The 17,406-nt window shown below is 66.2% G+C and carries 17 protein-coding genes; 5 read left to right on the forward strand and 12 right to left on the reverse strand.

Going from position 1 to position 17,406, the window contains the following annotated elements; translation table 11 throughout:
• Positions 1–28: 28 nt before the first annotated feature.
• From MTBUT4_RS00805 to MTBUT4_RS00825, 5 genes are read left to right on the forward strand one after another with little or no spacing between them, the layout of a single operon-like run.
• Positions 29–613 (forward strand): SIS domain-containing protein, encoded by a 585-nt coding sequence (locus tag MTBUT4_RS00805; RefSeq protein WP_173977761.1) that lies wholly within the window; start codon positions 29–31, stop codon positions 611–613.
• 7 nt (positions 614–620) lie between these two features.
• A complete protein-coding gene (locus MTBUT4_RS00810; RefSeq protein ID WP_173977762.1) occupies positions 621–2,243 on the forward strand; it encodes a carbamoyltransferase C-terminal domain-containing protein in 1,623 nt (540 codons plus the stop codon).
• Between the two features lie 16 nt (positions 2,244–2,259).
• Positions 2,260–3,003, forward strand: coding sequence for an AAC(3) family N-acetyltransferase (locus tag MTBUT4_RS00815; protein WP_173977763.1), 744 nt, complete (start codon positions 2,260–2,262; stop codon positions 3,001–3,003).
• Positions 3,004–3,036: 33 nt separating this feature from the next.
• Positions 3,037–4,182 (forward strand): FkbM family methyltransferase, encoded by a 1,146-nt coding sequence (locus MTBUT4_RS00820; RefSeq protein WP_173977764.1) that lies wholly within the window; start codon positions 3,037–3,039, stop codon positions 4,180–4,182.
• Between the two features lie 13 nt (positions 4,183–4,195).
• On the forward strand, positions 4,196–5,227 hold the full coding sequence (locus MTBUT4_RS00825; RefSeq protein ID WP_173977765.1) for a radical SAM/SPASM domain-containing protein: 1,032 nt from the start codon (positions 4,196–4,198) through the stop codon (positions 5,225–5,227).
• A gap of 16 nt (positions 5,228–5,243) precedes the next feature.
• On the opposite strand, the gene MTBUT4_RS00830 is transcribed toward MTBUT4_RS00825, so the two are convergent.
• The 12 genes from MTBUT4_RS00830 to MTBUT4_RS00885 form a co-directional block, all read right to left on the reverse strand.
• Positions 5,244–6,842: a B12-binding domain-containing radical SAM protein gene (locus MTBUT4_RS00830; RefSeq protein WP_173977766.1), complete on the reverse strand. Its 1,599-nt coding sequence runs from the start codon at positions 6,840–6,842 to the stop codon at positions 5,244–5,246.
• A 112-nt stretch (positions 6,843–6,954) separates the two neighbouring features.
• Positions 6,955–7,788, reverse strand: coding sequence for a class I SAM-dependent methyltransferase (locus tag MTBUT4_RS00835; RefSeq protein WP_217424084.1), 834 nt, complete (start codon positions 7,786–7,788; stop codon positions 6,955–6,957).
• 22 nt (positions 7,789–7,810) lie between these two features.
• Positions 7,811–8,470, reverse strand: coding sequence for a class I SAM-dependent methyltransferase (locus MTBUT4_RS00840; protein WP_173977767.1), 660 nt, complete (start codon positions 8,468–8,470; stop codon positions 7,811–7,813).
• A complete protein-coding gene (locus tag MTBUT4_RS00845; protein WP_173977768.1) occupies positions 8,470–9,351 on the reverse strand; it encodes an NAD(P)-dependent oxidoreductase in 882 nt (293 codons plus the stop codon). The genes MTBUT4_RS00840 and MTBUT4_RS00845 overlap by 1 nt, the downstream gene beginning before the upstream one ends.
• A 17-nt stretch (positions 9,352–9,368) precedes the next feature.
• The gene (locus MTBUT4_RS00850) at positions 9,369–10,646 is read right to left on the reverse strand and encodes a nucleotide sugar dehydrogenase (protein WP_173977769.1); all 1,278 of its coding nucleotides are present in this window, start codon (positions 10,644–10,646) and stop codon (positions 9,369–9,371) included.
• Complete coding sequence (locus MTBUT4_RS00855) at positions 10,643–11,563, reverse strand: Gfo/Idh/MocA family protein (protein ID WP_173977770.1); 921 nt, start codon at positions 11,561–11,563, stop codon at positions 10,643–10,645. The genes MTBUT4_RS00850 and MTBUT4_RS00855 overlap by 4 nt, the downstream gene beginning before the upstream one ends.
• A 5-nt stretch (positions 11,564–11,568) precedes the next feature.
• Positions 11,569–13,119, reverse strand: coding sequence for a PfkB family carbohydrate kinase (locus tag MTBUT4_RS00860; RefSeq protein ID WP_173977771.1), 1,551 nt, complete (start codon positions 13,117–13,119; stop codon positions 11,569–11,571).
• Positions 13,120–13,134: 15 nt separating this feature from the next.
• Positions 13,135–14,130, reverse strand: a complete 996-nt coding sequence (locus MTBUT4_RS00865; protein WP_173977772.1) for an NAD-dependent epimerase/dehydratase family protein — start codon at positions 14,128–14,130, stop codon at positions 13,135–13,137.
• Positions 14,127–14,840: a transaldolase gene (locus MTBUT4_RS00870; protein WP_217424085.1), complete on the reverse strand. Its 714-nt coding sequence runs from the start codon at positions 14,838–14,840 to the stop codon at positions 14,127–14,129. Before MTBUT4_RS00870 ends, MTBUT4_RS00865 begins: the two co-directional genes overlap by 4 nt.
• A 24-nt stretch (positions 14,841–14,864) precedes the next feature.
• The gene (locus MTBUT4_RS00875) at positions 14,865–15,422 is read right to left on the reverse strand and encodes an HAD-IIIA family hydrolase (RefSeq protein WP_173977774.1); all 558 of its coding nucleotides are present in this window, start codon (positions 15,420–15,422) and stop codon (positions 14,865–14,867) included.
• A complete protein-coding gene (locus MTBUT4_RS00880; RefSeq protein WP_173977775.1) occupies positions 15,401–16,639 on the reverse strand; it encodes a hypothetical protein in 1,239 nt (412 codons plus the stop codon). Before MTBUT4_RS00880 ends, MTBUT4_RS00875 begins: the two co-directional genes overlap by 22 nt.
• Complete coding sequence (locus MTBUT4_RS00885; protein ID WP_173977776.1) at positions 16,636–17,406, reverse strand: ABC transporter ATP-binding protein; 771 nt, start codon at positions 17,404–17,406, stop codon at positions 16,636–16,638. Before MTBUT4_RS00885 ends, MTBUT4_RS00880 begins: the two co-directional genes overlap by 4 nt.

The raw sequence follows: 17,406 nt of genomic DNA on the forward strand, positions 1-17,406 counted from the left end.
CACAGCTCCCGGCACGCGAGAAGGTCCCATGTCACACGCGGCGCAATACCTCGCCCAAACCGCAGAAATCGCCCGGTCCCTGGACCCGTCCAAACTTGAAGCCGTGGTCCAGCGCCTTGCCAAGGTGCGCGAGGACGGCGGACGTCTGTTCCTGCTGGGGGTCGGCGGCAGCGCCGCCAATTGCGCCCATGCCGTCAACGATTTCCGCAAGCTCTGCGGCATCGAGACCTATGCGCCGACCGACAACGTCTCCGAACTGACCGCCCGCACCAACGACGAGGGCTGGGACACCGTCTTCGCCGGCTGGCTCGAGACCAGCCGGCTGAACGACAAGGATGCGGTGATGGTGTTCTCGGTCGGCGGCGGCAATGCCGAGCGCAACGTCAGCCCCAACCTGATCAAGGCCCTCGACCTCGCCCGCGCCCGCAACGCCACCATTCTCGGCATCGTCGGCCGCGACGGCGGCTACACCAAGCAGGTGGGGACCGAGGTGGTGGTGGTGCCGACCGTGGACGCCAACCTGGTCACCCCGCACGCCGAGGCGTTCCAGGCGGTCATCTGGCACTGCTTCGTCTCCCACCCGTCGCTGCAGCGCGTCGCCACCAAGTGGTAGCCTGCGCATGATCGTTCTCGGCCTTCACGGCGGTGTGACCGTCAACCAGCATGAACCGGCGGCGGCGCTGGCCATCAACGGCCGCATCGTCGCCCTGTGCGAGGAAGAGCGCTACCTGCGGGTTAAGTCCTGCTACGGCATGCTACCCGAGCATTCCATCCGCGCCTGCCTGAAGATGGCGGGAATCCGCTGGGAACAGGTGGATCTGGTGGTCGCCCCCGGCATCACCTACGACTTCTTCGCCGACCGCATCCGCGACTATCTGCGCCACCTGTTCGGCTCGTGCCCGCGGGTCGAGCTGGTACACCACCAGGAAGCCCATGTTGCCGCCGCCTTCTACGGCTCGGGCTATGACGAGGCGTTGTGCCTGACCCTCGACGCCAGCGGCGACGGCGCCTGCGGCATGATCGCCAGCGCGTCGAAGGGTGATGGCATCAAGGTCCTGGAGACCATCCCGACCGCCCGCTCCATCGGCTATTTCTACACCATGATGACCTACTACCTCGGCTTCACCGACGGGGACGAGTACAAGGTCATGGGCCTGGCGCCCTATGGCGAGCCGTCGGTGGATGTGTCGCGGATCATCCGTCCCGCCCCGGGCGGCTGGGACTTCGACCCGCATTTCCTGCGCTCTGACCCGCCGACCCGGTCGCCGTTCGAGCCCACCTACTCGCCCCGTCTGGCCGAGCTGCTGGGCCAGCCGAACCGCACCCCCGGCACCCCCCTGACGCAATTCCACAAGGACGTGGCGCGCTCGACCCAGGCGGCGTTCGAAGAATGCCTGATGACGCTGGCGGCGGAGATGAAGGCCGCCAATTCCGGGATCGGGAACTTCTGCTACGCCGGTGGCGTCGCCCTAAACTGTGCCGCCAACCGTCGGCTGATGTATTCCGGCCTGTTCGACAACGTCTACGTCTCGCCCGTCGCCTCGGATCGCGGTCTGGCGCTGGGCTGCGCCTATCTCGGCGCGGTGATGTCGGGCGATTCGCCGTGGCAGCTGTGGGACGCCTATCTCGGCTCGTCCTATTCCGACGACGATATCCGCAAGGAGCTGGTCGCCAATTCCATTCCCTTCGAGGAGGTCCCAGACGGACGCGAGGCCGCCGCCGAGATGCTGGCCCAGGACATGATCCTCGGCTGGTACCAGGGCCGCTCGGAAGCCGGCGCCCGGGCGCTGGGCAACCGCTCGATCGTCGCACCCTGCGGCGACGAGAAGATGCGCGACAAGGTCAACGCCCGTATCAAGTACCGCGAGGAATTCCGCCCCTTCGCCCCCTCGGCCCTGTACGAGGACGCGGAGGCCTATTTCCGTACCGACGGCCGCGACCTGCCGACCATGTCCTTCACCGTCGATGCTTTGCCCGGGAAGGCCGATGGCATCCGTGCCGTGGTCCACGCCGACGGCACCGCCCGCCTGCAGACGGTGAAAAGCTCGACCAACGAGCTTTATTACGACCTGATCTCTAAATACAAGGCGTTGAGCGACGTACCGGTCATCCTGAACACCAGCTTCAACCTGAAGGGCCAGCCCATCGTCGAGACCCCCCGCGATGCCATCATGACCTTTTTCGGTTGCGGGCTCGACGCCCTGGTGATGGGGAATTTCGTTGTCCGCAAGCCCAAGCCGTGAGGCCGCCGTCGCACGCATGCTGAAACGGCGGGGTGTGCCGCGCGACGGCATCCTGCTGGTGCACAGCGCGTTCCGGGGCATGGGGCGCGAGGGCTTCGACCCCGCCGCGGTGGTCGATGTCCTGGCCGAGCACATGACCCCCGGCACCCTGGTCATGCCGACCATGTCCTGGCGCTTCGTCAAGCCCGCCAACCCGGTCTTCGACGAGCTGGCGACCCCGTCCAACACCGGTGTGCTGACCGAACTGTTCCGCCGCGGACCGGCCACCCACCGCAGCCTGCACCCGACCCACTCGGTCGCCGCCCGCGGGCCGGCGGCGGCGCGCCTCACCGACGGCCACCATCTGGACGACACCCCCTGCGGACGCAACAGCCCGTTCGGCCGGCTCGCCGAGGCGGAGTCCTGGGTGCTGATGATGGGGATCAGCATGGATTGCTGCACGCTGCTGCACCATGCCGAGGAGATCACCGCCCCGGACCATTACGTGCGCCCCCCGGACCAGACCGAGACCTATCTTTGCCGCGCCCGCGACGGCCGGACGGTCGATGTGCGGCTACGCCGCCACTTGTTTCTGCGCCGCGACTATTTCCGCATGCAGGACGCGCTGGCGGAACGGGGCGCGCTGTCCGTCGATCTGGTATCTTCCACCGTCTGCCGGCTGTATCGTGCCGCCACGCTGGTGGCGCTGGCCCGGCAGGCGCTGGAGGCCCGCCCCGACGCCCTGCTGGCGTCGCCCGGCGGACGCTACCGCATGATGTAGGATGTCGACCCCCGAACCGATGGCAGGCCCGATATGAACGCTTCCGACCAAACCATGCCCTGGCTGCGGGCTCTGATGGCCGCCGGCTCGGCCGGGGACCTCAGGGCCTCGCTGTTGGCCGCCCATCCGGGGCTGTCCTCGGGACACTTGCGCCGCGTGGCGGTGGTCGGCGCGCGCGACGAGGGGCGCGCCTTCGTGAGCCAGTGCCAGCACAAGGGCATCGAGGTCGCCGCCTGGTGCGACGACAATCCGGCGCTGCTGGGAACCACCGAGGGAACGGCCACCGTGGTCCCGGTGTCGCGCCTCGACGGCCTGGAACGATCCGTCCCCGTCATCGTCGCTTCGCATCGCGGCAGGCCGCTGCGCACCCGTCTCAAGGGCGACGGCTTCGCGCAGGTGGAGCTGCTTTCCCTGCTGCAGGTGATGGAGCCGGACGTCTTTCAGCCGCACATGTTCTTCGTCGAATGGCTGGAACGCACCGTTGGCGATCGCGACCGCATCGCCCGGCTGGCCGGGCGCCTGGGCGACGATGCGTCGCGTCGCGCGCTCGACGCCTTCATCGCCTTCCGCCTGACCGTCGATCCCGACCATTTCGTCCCGGTGGTGGACCACGACCTGTATTTTCCGCAAGGCCTGTTCACCTTCACCGGGGACGAGGTCTATGTCGATGCCGGCACCTTCGACGGCGATTCCATCCGCATGTTCATCGACCGGGTCGGCGGCCGGTACCAGCGGGTCATCGGGTTCGAGCCGGACCCGAACACCTTCGCCGCCCTGGCCGCCAATTTCCGCGGCGAGCCGCGGGTGGAGCCGATCAACAAGGGCCTGTGGTCCGAGACCGGCGTCCTGCGCTTCCGCAACGATGCCAGCCGCGGCTCGATCCTGGACGGCGACGGCGGCACCATCGAGGTGCCGGTGACCAGCCTGGACGACGTGCTGGCGGGCGGGCGAGTCACCTACGTCAAGATGAACATCGAGGGGGCCGAGATCGCGGCCCTGAACGGTGCGCGCGAGGCCATCCGGGCATGGAAGCCGCGACTGGCCATCTCGGTCTATCACCGCCCCTCGGACCTGTGCGACATCTTCGAACTGATCGATGCGATCCGCCCCGACTACCGCTTCTTCCTGCGCCAGCAGGACGAGGGCGTGATCGAATCCGTCCTGTACGCGCTGCCGTGAGGCGGGCCGTCCGATGACCGACTGGAGCAAGGCGCCCTGGGTCGATCCCGCGCTGGACTGGACACCGATGCCGGTGCCCGATCTGCCGCCCAGGGTGCTGATCGATTTCGCCACCCGGTGCAACCTGCGCTGCCCCATGTGCACCGTCTGGGGGTCGGGCGACCAGGAGGCCATCGACGACGTCAAGGGGGTGATGCCTCCGGATGCCGCCGAACGGCTGCTGGACGAGCTTGCCCCGGCGCGGCCGCTGGTTCAGCCGAACATGTACGGCGAACCGCTGCTCATCCCCGATCTGGCCGGCACCATCCGCGCCATGAAGTGCCGCGGCATGGAAGTCGCCCTCAACACCAACGGGCTGGCCCTGTCCCAGGCGGTGTCGGACATGCTGGTGGCCGAGGGGGTGGACTCGGTCTCGGTGAGCATCGACGCCGTCACGCCCGGGACCCTGGCCCTGGTGCGCGGGCTCGACCGGCTGGAAGCCATCGAGGCGGGGGTGTTCCGGTTGCTGGCGGCGCGCGGGCGGGCGCTGACGCCCCGGATCAGCGTCTCCTTCACCGTGCAGGACACCAATCGCCACGAGGCCGACGCCTTCGTCGAGCGCTGGATTTCCAGGGTCGACTGTGTCCGCGTCGGCCTGTTGTTCGAGAACGGCACCTTCCCCGAGATGGAGACGCCGGCCGAACGCCGGCCCTGCCCCACGCTGTACAACACATTGCCGGTCTTCAACGACGGCACCGCCACCATCTGCTGCCTGGACGGTTTCAAGGTCACCGACGTCGGCAACGTCTTCGAGCAGGGGGCCCAGGCGGTCTGGACCGGCGAGGCCTTCGCCAAGGTGCGCTATTTCCACGAGACCGGCCAATGGGACAAGGTGCCGTTCTGCACCAACTGCAACGGATGGGCGCAGCTGTCCTTCGAGGAAACCGAAGCCGACGGCATCCTCGTCCGCCGATCACCCCAGATCGTCTATTACAACCGGGTGGACCGGCTGGAAAACTGGCGCAACAAGCTGCGATCGGCGCACGAAGGAACCAACGCCGAATAAGCTTCGGAACGGCCGCTCACTCGACCGGCGCACCCTGGCCATGAAACCCGCGATACATCTGCCGCAACAGTCCGCGCAAATCCTTGCCGACCAGCATGGCTAGCCCGCGCCCGCCGCGAAACAGGCGCCGCGCATCCTCTATGCCTCGGATTGCCGTCAGATTGCTCCACCACACGCCCGGCGAGCGGTAGTAGTCGAGATAGGCTTGGCGGTACCAGTGCCGCATCCCGTCGGCACCGAAGTTGGGGTTCACGTAGACGGGATTGTCGAAATCGATGGCGATGAAATCGCTCCAGCGCACGGTCCTACGGATTCCTCCGCTTTGCTGGCACGCCAGGAAGAAATCGGAACCAGGAAAGGGGACCGGAAGGTAGAACATCGCCGTGTGGGTACGCAGACTCTTGGCATAGTCTATGGTATTTCGAACCATCTCGGGAGTTTCATTGGGAAGACACAGGATGTAGCTGGTAAGACACCGCATTCGGGCAGACATGGCCCATTGCACCCCTTGGGTCTGCTGTTCGACGGTACACCCCTTGCGGATCAGGTCCAGGGAGCTCTGGTTGCCGGATTCCAACCCCATCGCCAATTGCCGGCAGCCCGCCGCATACATGGCATCCAACATCTCGGGGTCGATGCGGTCAGCACGGGTGTTGCAGGTCCATAGCAGGTCCAGCCCGTCCTTTACCATCAACTCCATGAGCCGCATCACCCATTTCTTGTTAATGGTGAAGGTGGAGTCCTGAAAATAAACCCCACGCGCGCCCTTCTCGTGCTTCAAAATCCGCAATTCCTCAAGGACGCGCTCGGGACTGTGCATGCGCATCTTTTTCCCGAGGATCGAGCCGGCTTCGCAGTAGGAACATGAATAGGGGCATCCCCGCTGGGTCATGAGCGGATAATTGGGAAGCCGGATGTATTGGGTGGGGTGGGGTACGTAACGGTCCAGCTTGAGATCGGAGTAGAACCCCGGAGGCAGATCGTCCAGGTTCCGGATGAAGGGACGTGGGGGGTTGACCACGATTGCTCCATCAGGCCGCCGCCACACCAGCCCGGCGATGGCGGAAAAATCGCTCAGACCGCCAGCGAGCGCCTCCAGAAGCATCTCGATGGTGACTTCGGCCTCGTGGCGAATCACGAAATCCGCCGCCGGACACTGGGTCAGGGTGAATTCCGGCAACTGGGACGCATGCACGTTGCCCAGGATGATGGCCGCCTTCGGCAGGCATCGGCGTACCAGCCGGGCGGTGTCGAACACGTAGTCGGCCGTCGGCGTGAAGGTGGGCAGCCCGACCACGTCGAAGCCGCCATCCACCAAGATGTTCCCGATCTGCTCGGGATCGAGGTCGCCGAACTGTGTGTCGAGGAAGGTCACATCGAACCCGCGGTGCTTCAGCCAGCCATAGACCGAAATGGTCCCCATGGGAGGCAGGAACCCCTGCTCGGTCTTCGCACTGCCCCACACCGCTTCGGCAGGAAAGTAGGGTTCGAGAAGCAGAATCCGTAGGCTGCGGGCCGCCGCATTGGCCGGGCCGTCAGGCAGACCTCCGTCGCGATCCACGGAATTCTTGGCTGAGCTTGGCCGCAGCAGCGAAAGATCGATCTCGGAAGACACGTCGATTTCGCCTGTCACACCGTCAGAACAGGCCCTTAGCGGACCAGGAATGGGGGAGCCGGCACCCGAACAGGTTGCCGCTGCGAATATTTGGGGACGCGTAGCCTCGCGGTCAACCGGGTGGGGCCGCGGGTTTCCGCCCGATTACGGTCCAGCTGTAGCCGTGACGATGATAGCAACATACGTCATGGAAACCGCGTGCGGCAAGAAGCGCATGAGCTTCCGCATTGGTATAATATTTGGCGTGGCTGGGGTTGAGCTGGTCGTAGACGGTCATCATCCGCTGCTTGGGGCTCAACTTCAGGAACTGTTCGACGAAGTACCGCCGCAACGGAAGCGGAAGGTACCTGCACAGACCTCCGTACAGGCTCGCGGTGCCGCTGAGTAGCCAAGCCGAACTGGTGAGGAGCCAGTGGGGCGACCACCTCGCCAGCACCCGCAAGCCGGCGAGCAGCGCCAGGTAAAGCCCATTTCCCTCCTTGCCGTACAGCCAGACCACCATGCTGCCGCCCGGCCGCAATGCCCGGAAGGCTGTATCGACAATCGGGCCGGGATCGGGGACATGATGAAGGACGCCAATGGAAAAAATCAAGTCGAAGGCATCGGTCCCGGGCAGTGTGTCACCGCGCCCCTGCAGCGCCGTGACCCGATCCATGCGGTCGGCAAGGTTGCGCCTCAGGGCGTGAATGCCTTCGGACGGCTCGACCGCGACCACATGCCGCGCCCCGGCATCAAGAAGCATGGCGACGATGCGGCCGGTCCCACTGCCGATGTCGGCAACATCCTTTCCGGCAATGGCATCCACCGGCAGAAGCGGACCGACGATATCGGCCAGCATGTCCGCGGAAACATAATAACCTGTGTTGTCGCCGCCGAAATTGCGCCATTGCACGCTGAAATCGACGACAGAGTCCCCAGCCCCCGTGATGTGCTCAGTCCCCTTCACATGCCAACTCCGCCGAGGATGCCTATTCGATGACCGTCCAGTCCCAATCGCCGCTATATCCCGCTTCCTCGAAGACCCTGAGCCAGCCGTCGGGGTAGTCGTGGAATTCCGCCGTCAGGACCCAGCTTTCGAACACCTCCTTCTGCTCGGGCGTATGGTAGCTGTCCACCACCACAAAGGAGGCGCTGCCCTTGCACACCCGCTCGATCTCGGCCAGGCAGCGGATGGCGCGCGGCCGCGGGAAGTTGTGGATGGTGTTGAGCGAGAGGACGCAGTCGAAGGAATCGTCCGGGAACGGAAGCCGCTCGGCGGTACCCAGGTGCAGGCGGCCGATGGTCTCGTCGGGAGCGTGGGTGACGGCATAGAGCGACACGTCGAGGCCGAAGGCCTCGAGCCCGGGACATTCGAGCATCAGGTCCTTGACCAGGAATCCCTTGCCGCACCCCACATCCAGCACCTTCATGCCAGCCTTCAGGCCGTAATGATCGATGATGTCGCGGGCGACCGGCCGCCAGCGGCCATCGTAGCGATAGCCGCCATAGCCGTATTCGCGCGGCCCGTCCCAGTACATCTCGCCGTACTGCCTGGCGATGGCGATCACCGCCGGGTCCTTGGCCTCCGCCCGTTTGGCGATGTTGCGTCTGGGCTTGGGCAGCGATCGCAGCAGATTGACCTGGGCCATCAGCCGAACTCCTCCTGCTGCGCCAGCCGCAATCCCTCGGCCAGCGGGGTGTAGCGGAAGTCGGGAAACGCGGCCAACGTCGCCGCTGGATCGAAGGCGCGGTAGCCGTTGTGCGGCATCGGACCGCGGCGCGGGCTGCCGGACAGCGTCACCTCCCTGCCGCTGAAGGCGATGACCTGGCGGGCAACCTCGTTGAAACTCGTCACCACGCCGGTTGCCGCGTTCAGCGCGCCGGTCGAGCGATGCGCCAGGATGCGCCAGACCAGTTCGGCCACGTCGTCGATGGCGACATGGTCGCGGCGTTCCTCGCCTTCGCCGAACAGGACGATATCCTCGCCCCGGTTGGCCTTGCGGCGGAAGGAATTGGGCCCGTATCCGTTGTGCGGGTCGCCCGCCCCGTAGATCAGGGTCGGGCGCAAGGTCGCCAGCGGCGCCTTGAGTTCGGCCTGAAACATCAATTCCCGGGCCAGATGCATGGCGCCGTGCAGGCTGGTCGGAGCCGCCACCGCCGATTCGATCATGGGATGGTCGCAATCGCCATAGATGGCGTCCGAACCGATATTGACGACGTGGGCCGCCTCCACCCGGGACAACGCCGAGATCATCGCCGCCGTCATCACCATGTTGTCGCGCAGCATCGCCGCCGTCTTGACCGGCGCCATCGCCGCCGCCGCCACCACCGAATCCCCCGGCCGCAGAAGGATCGCCAAGGCGTCGGCGGCGTCGGCCGCCAGCAGATCGACCTCGCGCCGGGTCAGGGCGAGCACCGGCACCCCGGCCGCCGCCACCCGCCGGCAGACGGCGCCGCCGACGAAGCCGCCGGCACCGATCACCACGACCCGCAGCGGCGGCATGGGCAACGAGGAACCGTGATGAAGCATGAACGCTGTCCTCCCCCTCAGCCGGCGGCGGCGGGCGCCCCCAGGCAGAACCACGACAGGCCGGCCGACCGCGCGGCCGCGCCGTCCAGCATCCGATAGGGATCGATCACCACCCGGCCCCTCATGACGGCCGCCAGGTCGTCGGCCTTCAGGCCGCGGTAGTCCGGCCACGGAGTGGCGATCACCACCGCATCCGCTCCGGCCACCGCCTCCATGGCGCTGGCGCAGCCCCGCGCCCACGGCACCACCGAGGCCGGCACCACCGGATCATGGACGGCGACGTCGTTGCCGGTCAGATGCTCGAGCAGGACCAGAGCCGGCGAGTTCTTGGTGGAATGGGTGTTTTCCTTGTAGGCGAGGCCGAGAACGGCAATCCGGGCCTTTGGGTCGCCGTCCAGCACCGCCGCCTTCAGGGTCCGCCACGGCCAGTCCTTGCGCCATTGGCTGTTGTCGAGCCAAGCCTCGACGACGCCGACATGGGTCCGCCTGTCGCGCGCGATGTCAATCACCGTGCGCAGGTCGCGCTCGAGGTTGCCGCCCGAAATGCCGAGGCCCGGGGCGAGATAGGCGAACGGCCCGATGCGCTTGTCGAGCTTCAGGGCCGGGGTGATCTCGGACCAGTCGGCACCGATGGCCTCGGAAAGCTCGGCCAGGGTGTTGGCCACCGACACCGACGCCACCAGGCAGAAATTGATGCTGATCTTGGCCAGTTCGGCCGATTCGTACCGCATCGGCAGGATCGGGCACGCGAACGCCTCCAGCACCGTCCCAAGGACCGGCGGCAGGCCCCGCGACGGATCGGCCAGCCCGACGATGAACCGTTCGGGGTGCATGGCGCGCTCGACCGCACGGCCGAAGATCAAGGTTTCCACCTGGTAGACCAGGCGGGGGTGGGGGACCGAGGTGAGGGCGCGGGTGAAGCCCGGCGGGACCTGGCACAACACCACCAGCACGGCGTCGGGGCCGAGATGGGGGGCGACCGCGTCGATCAGGGCGCGGATCGGGGCAAGATCGCTCTTGGCGTCGTCATCGGTGGGCACGTCGGCGGCGATGTAGACCACGTCGCAGGCCTTGAGATCGCCCGCGTCGGCGGTGAAGCCGAGGCGGTCGGCATTGGCCGCCACCAGGTCGTCCAGGCCCGGCTCGACGATGGGCAGCCGGCCCGCCGCCAACCGCGCCACCAGCGCGGCGTCGGGATCAAAGCCCAGCGTCCGGAAACCGCGGGCGGCCGTCGCCGCCGCGGTGTTGATGCCGAGATGGGTCATGCCGGCGAAGCCGACGACGGGAAGGCTCATCGGGCGATCTCCGCGGACAGCCGGCGCAGCGTTTCCTGAAGCCACGAATCATTGCTCAGGTCGGTCTGTTCCCCGGCCGCCACCAGGCGCTTGAAGTGCTGGTATTCCAGCGCCCAGGTGGGATCGTCCTGGACCAGCGTCAGGGTTTCCTCGGGCGGGCGGCCCGAGGGCAGGATCCGGGTCCGCCGGGTGAAGGTGGCCGGCCCCCACTTGCACAGGGATTCGATGTGGGCCGAGCCCTTCTCGGCCAGGATGTCGCAGGTGAAGTGGTTGCGCCACATGCACAGCGTCATCTCCAGCTCGATCCGCGGCCGGTTCGCCTCGGAGCCGATGATGACGTGGTCCGGTGCCCGGTTCTCGAAGCGGTTGGCGGCGACGACGGTGAAGGTGTCGGCAAGCGGGCCGAACCAGAACCGGCAGGTATCGAGCAGATGCGAGCCGAGATCCGGCAGCACGCCGGCGCCCTCGTCACGCCACGCCGACTCGCGGACCTGCCGTGCCGTGCCGTTGCCGTAGAACATGCGGCAGGAATAGATGGTGCCAAGGTCGCCCGAGGCGATCAGGTCGCGCATGCGGGCGAAATGCGGCTCGAACCGGTGGTTGTAGGCGGTGTAGCACACCGCGCGGTTGGCACGGGCGATGCGCTCGAGTTCGGCGATGTCCTGGTCCCTGGCGGCCCAGAGCGGCTTTTCCACCAGCACATGCTTGCCGTGCGACAGGAAGTACCTCAGCAGCTCGACCTTGGGCTCGTCCGGCAGACAGGCGAGGACGGCGTCATAGGCGTCGAGCGGCACCTCGTGCGCGGACCTGTAGTCGGCTTCCGGGTTGACCGGATCGACCGAGGCGACGAAGTCCGCGCCGGCGAATTTGCGGCGCTTGTATCCCTGGATACCGAGGCCGACGACGATGGCGCGCATGGCGGTCAGCGCTCGTACTTGGCGCGCGCCTCGACGGCGTCGATCTTGGCCAGCACGTCGTCGGGCCGCACCGGGATGTTGCCGTCGCATTCGCACTCCACCGCCGCCGCCATGGAGCCGATGATGGTCGCCACCACCGGGTCGCCGGTCGCCAGCATGGAGAGGGTGGAATAGGCCAGCAGCGCGTCACCCGCCCCGACGGCATCGACCACCCGATCGACGAAGGAATCGACGACGAAGAAGGAATCCAGCGATTCGTGGTCGTGCGAGCGGCAGGTCAGCACGCCGCGATCGCCCAGCTTCAGGATCAGCACCTTGGCTTTGGCCGCCTCGTAGACCTGCACCGCCAGCGGCCGCACGCCCGAATCCTGATCCGCCAGGGCGAAGCGCGCCTCACGCTCGTTGGGGGTGATGAGATCGAAGCCCTGGAACTCGGTGATGTTGCCCCAGCGGCTGGCGACCTGGCTGTCGGCAACCTTGAAGGTGTTGTCCGGGATGGCGCCGACCAGGGCGGGAATGGTGCGGCGGTTGAAGATCCCGTGGCGGAAATCGGCGAAGACCACCGCGTCGGCCGGCGTCGATCGCACCGCCGCGCCCAGCTTGGCGACGACCTCGTCCGAAATGGAGCGGTTGTCCAGGGTGTCGACCTTGAGCAGGCGGTAGCCGCCGGCGACGATGGCGTTCTTGTTGGTGGTCGGCCGCGTGGGGTCGATGATCGCCCGGCAGTCGACGCCCGACTCCTTCAGGCCCTCGAGAACGAAATCCTTGTGGGGATCGTCCCCCAGGACGGTGGAGAACACCACCTCGGCCCCGGCAGCGCGGATGTGTTCGGCCACCACCGCGGCGCCACCGATGTAGTCCTTGCGCTCCTGGAACAGCACGCTCATGGTCGGCGTCTTGGTCTGGCCGCCGATCATGGCGCACTGGGTCAGGCTATCGACGATGGTGTCACCCAGCACATGCACGCGCTTGCCGGCGAACCGCCCGAGCGCGGCGCGCAGATCGTCGAACCCGATGCCGGCCATGTCCATCAGGGTCAGAAGCTTCTCGGTCTTGAGGTTCGGCGGCTCCAGCTCGATCAGCCGCGAGGACGAATACACGATGTCGCCGGGGGTGAAGATCACCTCGCCGCCGTAACTCCCGACGGTCTCCACCTCTTCCTGGGTCTTGGGCGGCAGACCGGTCGCGGTATATTCGTAGCCCTTGGCGAAGTAATCGGGCTGCAGCCGGAGAAGGTTGTCGATCGGCTTGTCGTTGGGGTCGATGATGACGTAATCGACGATCTCGAACGCCGCCAGGTTCAACGCCCGCAGGTCCTGGGGCACGTGGGGGCGGTGTTGGCCCTTGGCGATGTGGCGGTCGGCGGTCAGGCTGGCGATCAGGATGTCGGCCTTGCTCTTGGCGTAGATCAGATGCCGGAGATGGCCCGGATGCACGACGTCGAAGACGCCATGGCACATGATGGCCTTGCGCTTGCGCGGCCGCGGGCCGAGGACCTCGATCAGCTCGTCAACGGTCTTGATCTTGTGCTTGAACCGGTCGGTCAATGAAATCATGCGGGCCTCGCGCCGTCACTTGTCGCCGAGAAACTTGAACCACGTCTCGGTGGCCTTGGCGATGGAGGAGGGGTCCCACAGGGGCGCCTCGCGCCAGTATTCGATGTTGTCGAGGATGAGGCGGACCCCCTCCTCGAAGGACACCTTCGGGTGCCAGCCCAGATCGGTGGTGATCCGGGTAATGTCCGCCCAGGTGCAGTCGGGCTCGCCCGGGCGCTTGGGAATGTGAATCTTGTCGCCGCCCAGCAGTTCCACCAACCGATTGACCGATTGCGGCTTTCCCGCCCCCAGGTTCCACACCTGGCCGGTCATGGGCGTTCTGGCGGCGGCGTAGAACGCCTCCGCGACGTCGGTGACGTAAAGGAAATCGCGGGTCTGGTTGCCGTCGCCGACCACCGTGAACGGCTTTCCCGCCAGCTTCTGGCGCAGGAACACGCCGAACACCGCGCCGTAGGCACCGGAGGTGCGGGAACGGGTGCCGTAGGCGTTGAAGATGCGAATCGCGTTGACCGGCAGGCCGTAGCACTGGTGCCAGTGGAAACACGCCTGCTCGGCCTGGTACTTGGACAAGGCATAGGGGTACTGGGGACGGATCGGGTGATCCTCGCGCGTCGGGACGTCGGCAAGCCCGTAGCATGAGGACGAGGCGGCATAGACGAACTTCTCGACGCCGGCGGCACGGGCGCATTCAAGCACACGCACGGTGCCCTGGACATTGGCGTCCATGTACTCGATCGGTTGCTCGATGGAGGGCACGATGTCGCCGATGCCGGCGAAGTGGAAGACGTAGCGCGCGTCGCGGAACAGGCTGCTTCCAGGCTCGAGAGCGCGAATGTCACCCTTCTCGAGCACCACGTCGGCCTGGCCGGCATGGTGGGCGATATTGGCCTCGCGCCCGCCGATCAGGCTGTCGATGACCCGGACCGCGAAGCCGTCGGCAACCAGGACGTCCACCATGTGCGACCCGATGAAGCCGGCCCCGCCGGTGACGACTGCGACCGGCCGAGTCATGGCGCACCGGTGCGGATGCTGTAGCCGGCGGCGCAGGCATCGTCGTAGAACATGCGCACCGTCTCGAGCGAAAAGGCGTCCAGATCCTTGCCCACCACCGCCAGCTTCGCCAGAACGTCCGCGGTCACCGTGATGATGTGGCACCCCACCGCGTCGGCCTGAAAGATGTTGAGGATTTCGCGCGGGCTGGCCCACAGCAATTCGGCCTTCGGGCGCCCCTGCAGCAGGGCGCGGCAGCGCGCCATGACCGGCACCGGGTCGATTCCGGTATCGGCGATCCGCCCGGCGAAGACCGAGACGATCGCGGGTGTGTCGGCGTGCAGGCAGCCGGCCACCGCGGCCACCTGCGCTTCGGTGGTGATGGCGGTGACGTTGAGCACCACGCCCGCGGACGAAAGTTCGCGCAGGATCGGCCCGGTGAACTCGCCCTTGGTGTTGGTGACCGGAATCTTGACGTTGACGTTTCCACCCCACGAGGCGATGGCCCGCGCCTGCCCCGCCATGGTCGGCAGGTCGTCGGCGAAGACCTCGAGCGACACCGGACGATCGGTCACCGCCTCGAGCAGGCTGCGGCCGAACGACTCGTAATCGGTGACGCCGGCCTTGCGCATCAGGGTGGGGTTGGTGGTGAAACCTTTGACCAGCGGATTGGCACGAAGCTGCAGAATGCTGTCGATGCTTGCGCCATCCGCGAAAATTTTGATCTTCAATGCATCGAGAGGGGACATGAGCGGTCAGGAGCCCTTCGCCAGGCGGTCAAGAATTACGTTTACGGCCTGTCCGAGAGAGCGAACGCACGCATCGGGCCTCTGCGGCGAAGCCTCGGCGTATCCCCTTCGGACATACAGCGTATAGCATCCGGCCCCCTGCCCCGCAACGATATCACTGGCGCGGTCGCCGACAAGGAAGCTGCGCGACCTATCGATGCGGTGGCGGGCGGCGGCCTCGATCAGCATGCCGGGCTTCGGCTTGCGGCAGTCACAACCGTCCGTCTGGCGGTGGGGACAGACCAGGATGTCATCGACCGGCACCCGTTGGCGCAGACGCGCGTTCATGGCCGCAACCGTCGCGGCATCGACGAGGCCGTTGCCGATATCGGGCTGGTTGGTCACCACGATCACCACCAGGCCGGCCGCCTTCAACCGGGCGACCGCCGCCGTCGTCCCCGGGAACAGGCGGAAGTCCTCGATCCTGCGCGGCGCGTAGGGCTTGCCGTCGATGACGAGGGAGCGGTTGAGGACGCCGTCGCGGTCGAGAAATACGGCACGGCTCAGTCGTTGACGATTTTCCATTGGGGATCTTCGATGAGCGGCTTGCTGGCGCGCAGATTGAGGCGCCACAGCACACGGGCGGTGACGAAACGGCGGTTGCGGATGTGCCAGCGGACGAGACTGCGGAACTGGCGTGCCAGCATGGCGGTCCGCCACACCGTGCGGGACACGAAGCGGACGAACTGCAAGGGAAGGTGGCCATCCCGGTTGATGGCCCCGCGCAGGATGGCCGAGCTGTCCTTGACGCACCGTGCAAGTTCCGGCGTTACGCCGCCCTGGTGGAAAACCACCGGTGTCAGGAACAGGTCACGCTTCAGCGGATCCATCACCGGCCCGGCCCACAGGGCATGCAGCCGCGCACGCCGAACCAATCCGCCGAGCCACCAGTTGACGTCGGGATCGGGGCGCAGGTCGAAGGTGAGGTCGGCTTCGCGGGTGAGGCTGATCATTCCCACATCGTCGCTGTCGGTGATGATCATGACGTCGCGGGCATCGGGAAAATTGCGGTAGATGTAGTCGCCGTCCAGCGTCCATTCGTCGAAGGTGGAGGTGTCGTGCTCCCGCAGCGCCCCGTAATCCACCAGGATCGGACACCAGCTGAAGCTGTAGATGACAATGCCGCCGGAAGCTCGCCAGAACACCGAAATCGGCGAGTGGGCGAAGGCCGGGCTGCCGAATTCGTAGCGCTTGGTCTCGGAATGGAGATTGGCTAGGCCGATCTCCATGAGTTCGCGGGCCCCGATCGCCATCGGCTGGTCTGGGCGCATGCGGCCGCGGGACACCAACTCCTGTTCGATAGGGTCCTGCGAAAAGCGGATCGCCACGCTGAACAACACCTTCACGCCCTGGCGGGCATAGTGCTCGATACGGGCCAGCGAGCCGTCCGACAGGATGATGTCGGGGGTCAGGAACACCCCGAGCGCGCCATCGGCGAAGCACCGCTCGGACACCAGGCGGTGGCCGAGGGACTGCATCCGCATCTTGCTGTCCTCGGGTCCCGGCATCGGGATCTCGAACCACACCACCTCGCAATGGGCCTGCAACTGGTGGAACAGGGGCTCGTCCTGAATGTCGGCCCAATCCGTCGCGGTCGTCGCCAGCAGGAATTTGTTCTTCCGCGCCGGGTCCAGCGCCGGCAGGTTGCCCGGCGACAGCATGGACGCCACCAGATAGCGCAGCAGATAGCCTCGGTGGACGGCGCCCCAGAAGATGGCCATGAAATAGAACGGCTTGATCATTGCGCCGCAGCCGCTTCGGAATTGAGGTGATGGTAGCGTTCGATGACCTCATCGACGTCGCCCAGGGCGATGATCCTTCCGCCATGCAGCAGAGCCGCCCGGTTGCACATGGACTGGATCAGCGCGTCGGAATGCGAGGCGAGGATCAGGATGCTGGTCCGCTCAACCAGATCGTCCACACGTTGCTTGGCACGCTCGGCGAAGCGTGCGTCGCCGGCCCCGAGCCCCTCGTCGAGAATGAGGATCTCCGGGTCGATGCTGGTGGCGATGGCGAAACCCAGACGCACCATCATGCCCGACGAATAGGTCCGGACCGGCAGGCCGAGAAAGTCCCCGAGCTCGGAGAAGGCGACGATTTCCGGAGTCTTGCGGTCGATCTCGGTCGAGCTCATGCCCAGGAACATGCCACAGGTGCGGATGGTTTCGTACCCAGTGTCGTCCATGTCGAGGCCGGGAAGGATATTGAACAGGGTGGACACGCGGCCGTTGATGACCGCGCTGCCCTCGGTCGGGTGGTAGATGCGGGCCAGCACCTTCAGCAAGGTGGTCTTGCCGGCACCGTTGTGGCCGATCAGGCCAATCCGGTCGCCGTGGCCGATCTCGAGATTGATGGAATCGAGCGCCCGCACCACAACATGTCCGCCGCTTTCCTTCGAGCGCCGGATGAACCCGCCGGTCGCCCGTTTCACCAACTCATGGCGGAAACTGCGCTGCGAACCGTAGATGGGGAAATCGAGGGCAACGTCCTCAAGGCTGATATGCGCCAT

This window comes from Magnetospirillum sp. UT-4, from assembly GCF_902729435.1.
In the GTDB taxonomy this organism is placed as follows: domain Bacteria; phylum Pseudomonadota; class Alphaproteobacteria; order Rhodospirillales; family Magnetospirillaceae; genus Magnetospirillum.

What these genes read in the sequence shown, in the direction of transcription:
- MTBUT4_RS00805 (WP_173977761.1), top strand. Translation starts at nt 29, where the DNA reads ATGTCACACGCGGCGCAATACCTCGCCCAAACCGCAGAAATCGCCCGG.
- MTBUT4_RS00810 (WP_173977762.1), top strand. Translation starts at nt 621, where the DNA reads ATGATCGTTCTCGGCCTTCACGGCGGTGTGACCGTCAACCAGCATGAA.
- MTBUT4_RS00815 (WP_173977763.1), top strand. Translation starts at nt 2,260, where the DNA reads ATGCTGAAACGGCGGGGTGTGCCGCGCGACGGCATCCTGCTGGTGCAC.
- MTBUT4_RS00820 (WP_173977764.1), top strand. Translation starts at nt 3,037, where the DNA reads ATGAACGCTTCCGACCAAACCATGCCCTGGCTGCGGGCTCTGATGGCC.
- MTBUT4_RS00825 (WP_173977765.1), top strand. Translation starts at nt 4,196, where the DNA reads ATGACCGACTGGAGCAAGGCGCCCTGGGTCGATCCCGCGCTGGACTGG.
- MTBUT4_RS00840 (WP_173977767.1), bottom strand. Translation starts at nt 8,470, where the DNA reads ATGGCCCAGGTCAATCTGCTGCGATCGCTGCCCAAGCCCAGACGCAAC.
- MTBUT4_RS00845 (WP_173977768.1), bottom strand. Translation starts at nt 9,351, where the DNA reads ATGCTTCATCACGGTTCCTCGTTGCCCATGCCGCCGCTGCGGGTCGTG.
- MTBUT4_RS00850 (WP_173977769.1), bottom strand. Translation starts at nt 10,646, where the DNA reads ATGAGCCTTCCCGTCGTCGGCTTCGCCGGCATGACCCATCTCGGCATC.
- MTBUT4_RS00855 (WP_173977770.1), bottom strand. Translation starts at nt 11,563, where the DNA reads ATGCGCGCCATCGTCGTCGGCCTCGGTATCCAGGGATACAAGCGCCGC.
- MTBUT4_RS00860 (WP_173977771.1), bottom strand. Translation starts at nt 13,119, where the DNA reads ATGATTTCATTGACCGACCGGTTCAAGCACAAGATCAAGACCGTTGAC.
- MTBUT4_RS00865 (WP_173977772.1), bottom strand. Translation starts at nt 14,130, where the DNA reads ATGACTCGGCCGGTCGCAGTCGTCACCGGCGGGGCCGGCTTCATCGGG.
- MTBUT4_RS00875 (WP_173977774.1), bottom strand. Translation starts at nt 15,422, where the DNA reads ATGGAAAATCGTCAACGACTGAGCCGTGCCGTATTTCTCGACCGCGAC.
- MTBUT4_RS00880 (WP_173977775.1), bottom strand. Translation starts at nt 16,639, where the DNA reads ATGATCAAGCCGTTCTATTTCATGGCCATCTTCTGGGGCGCCGTCCAC.
- MTBUT4_RS00885 (WP_173977776.1), bottom strand. Translation starts at nt 17,406, where the DNA reads ATGGCGCATATCAGCCTTGAGGACGTTGCCCTCGATTTCCCCATCTAC.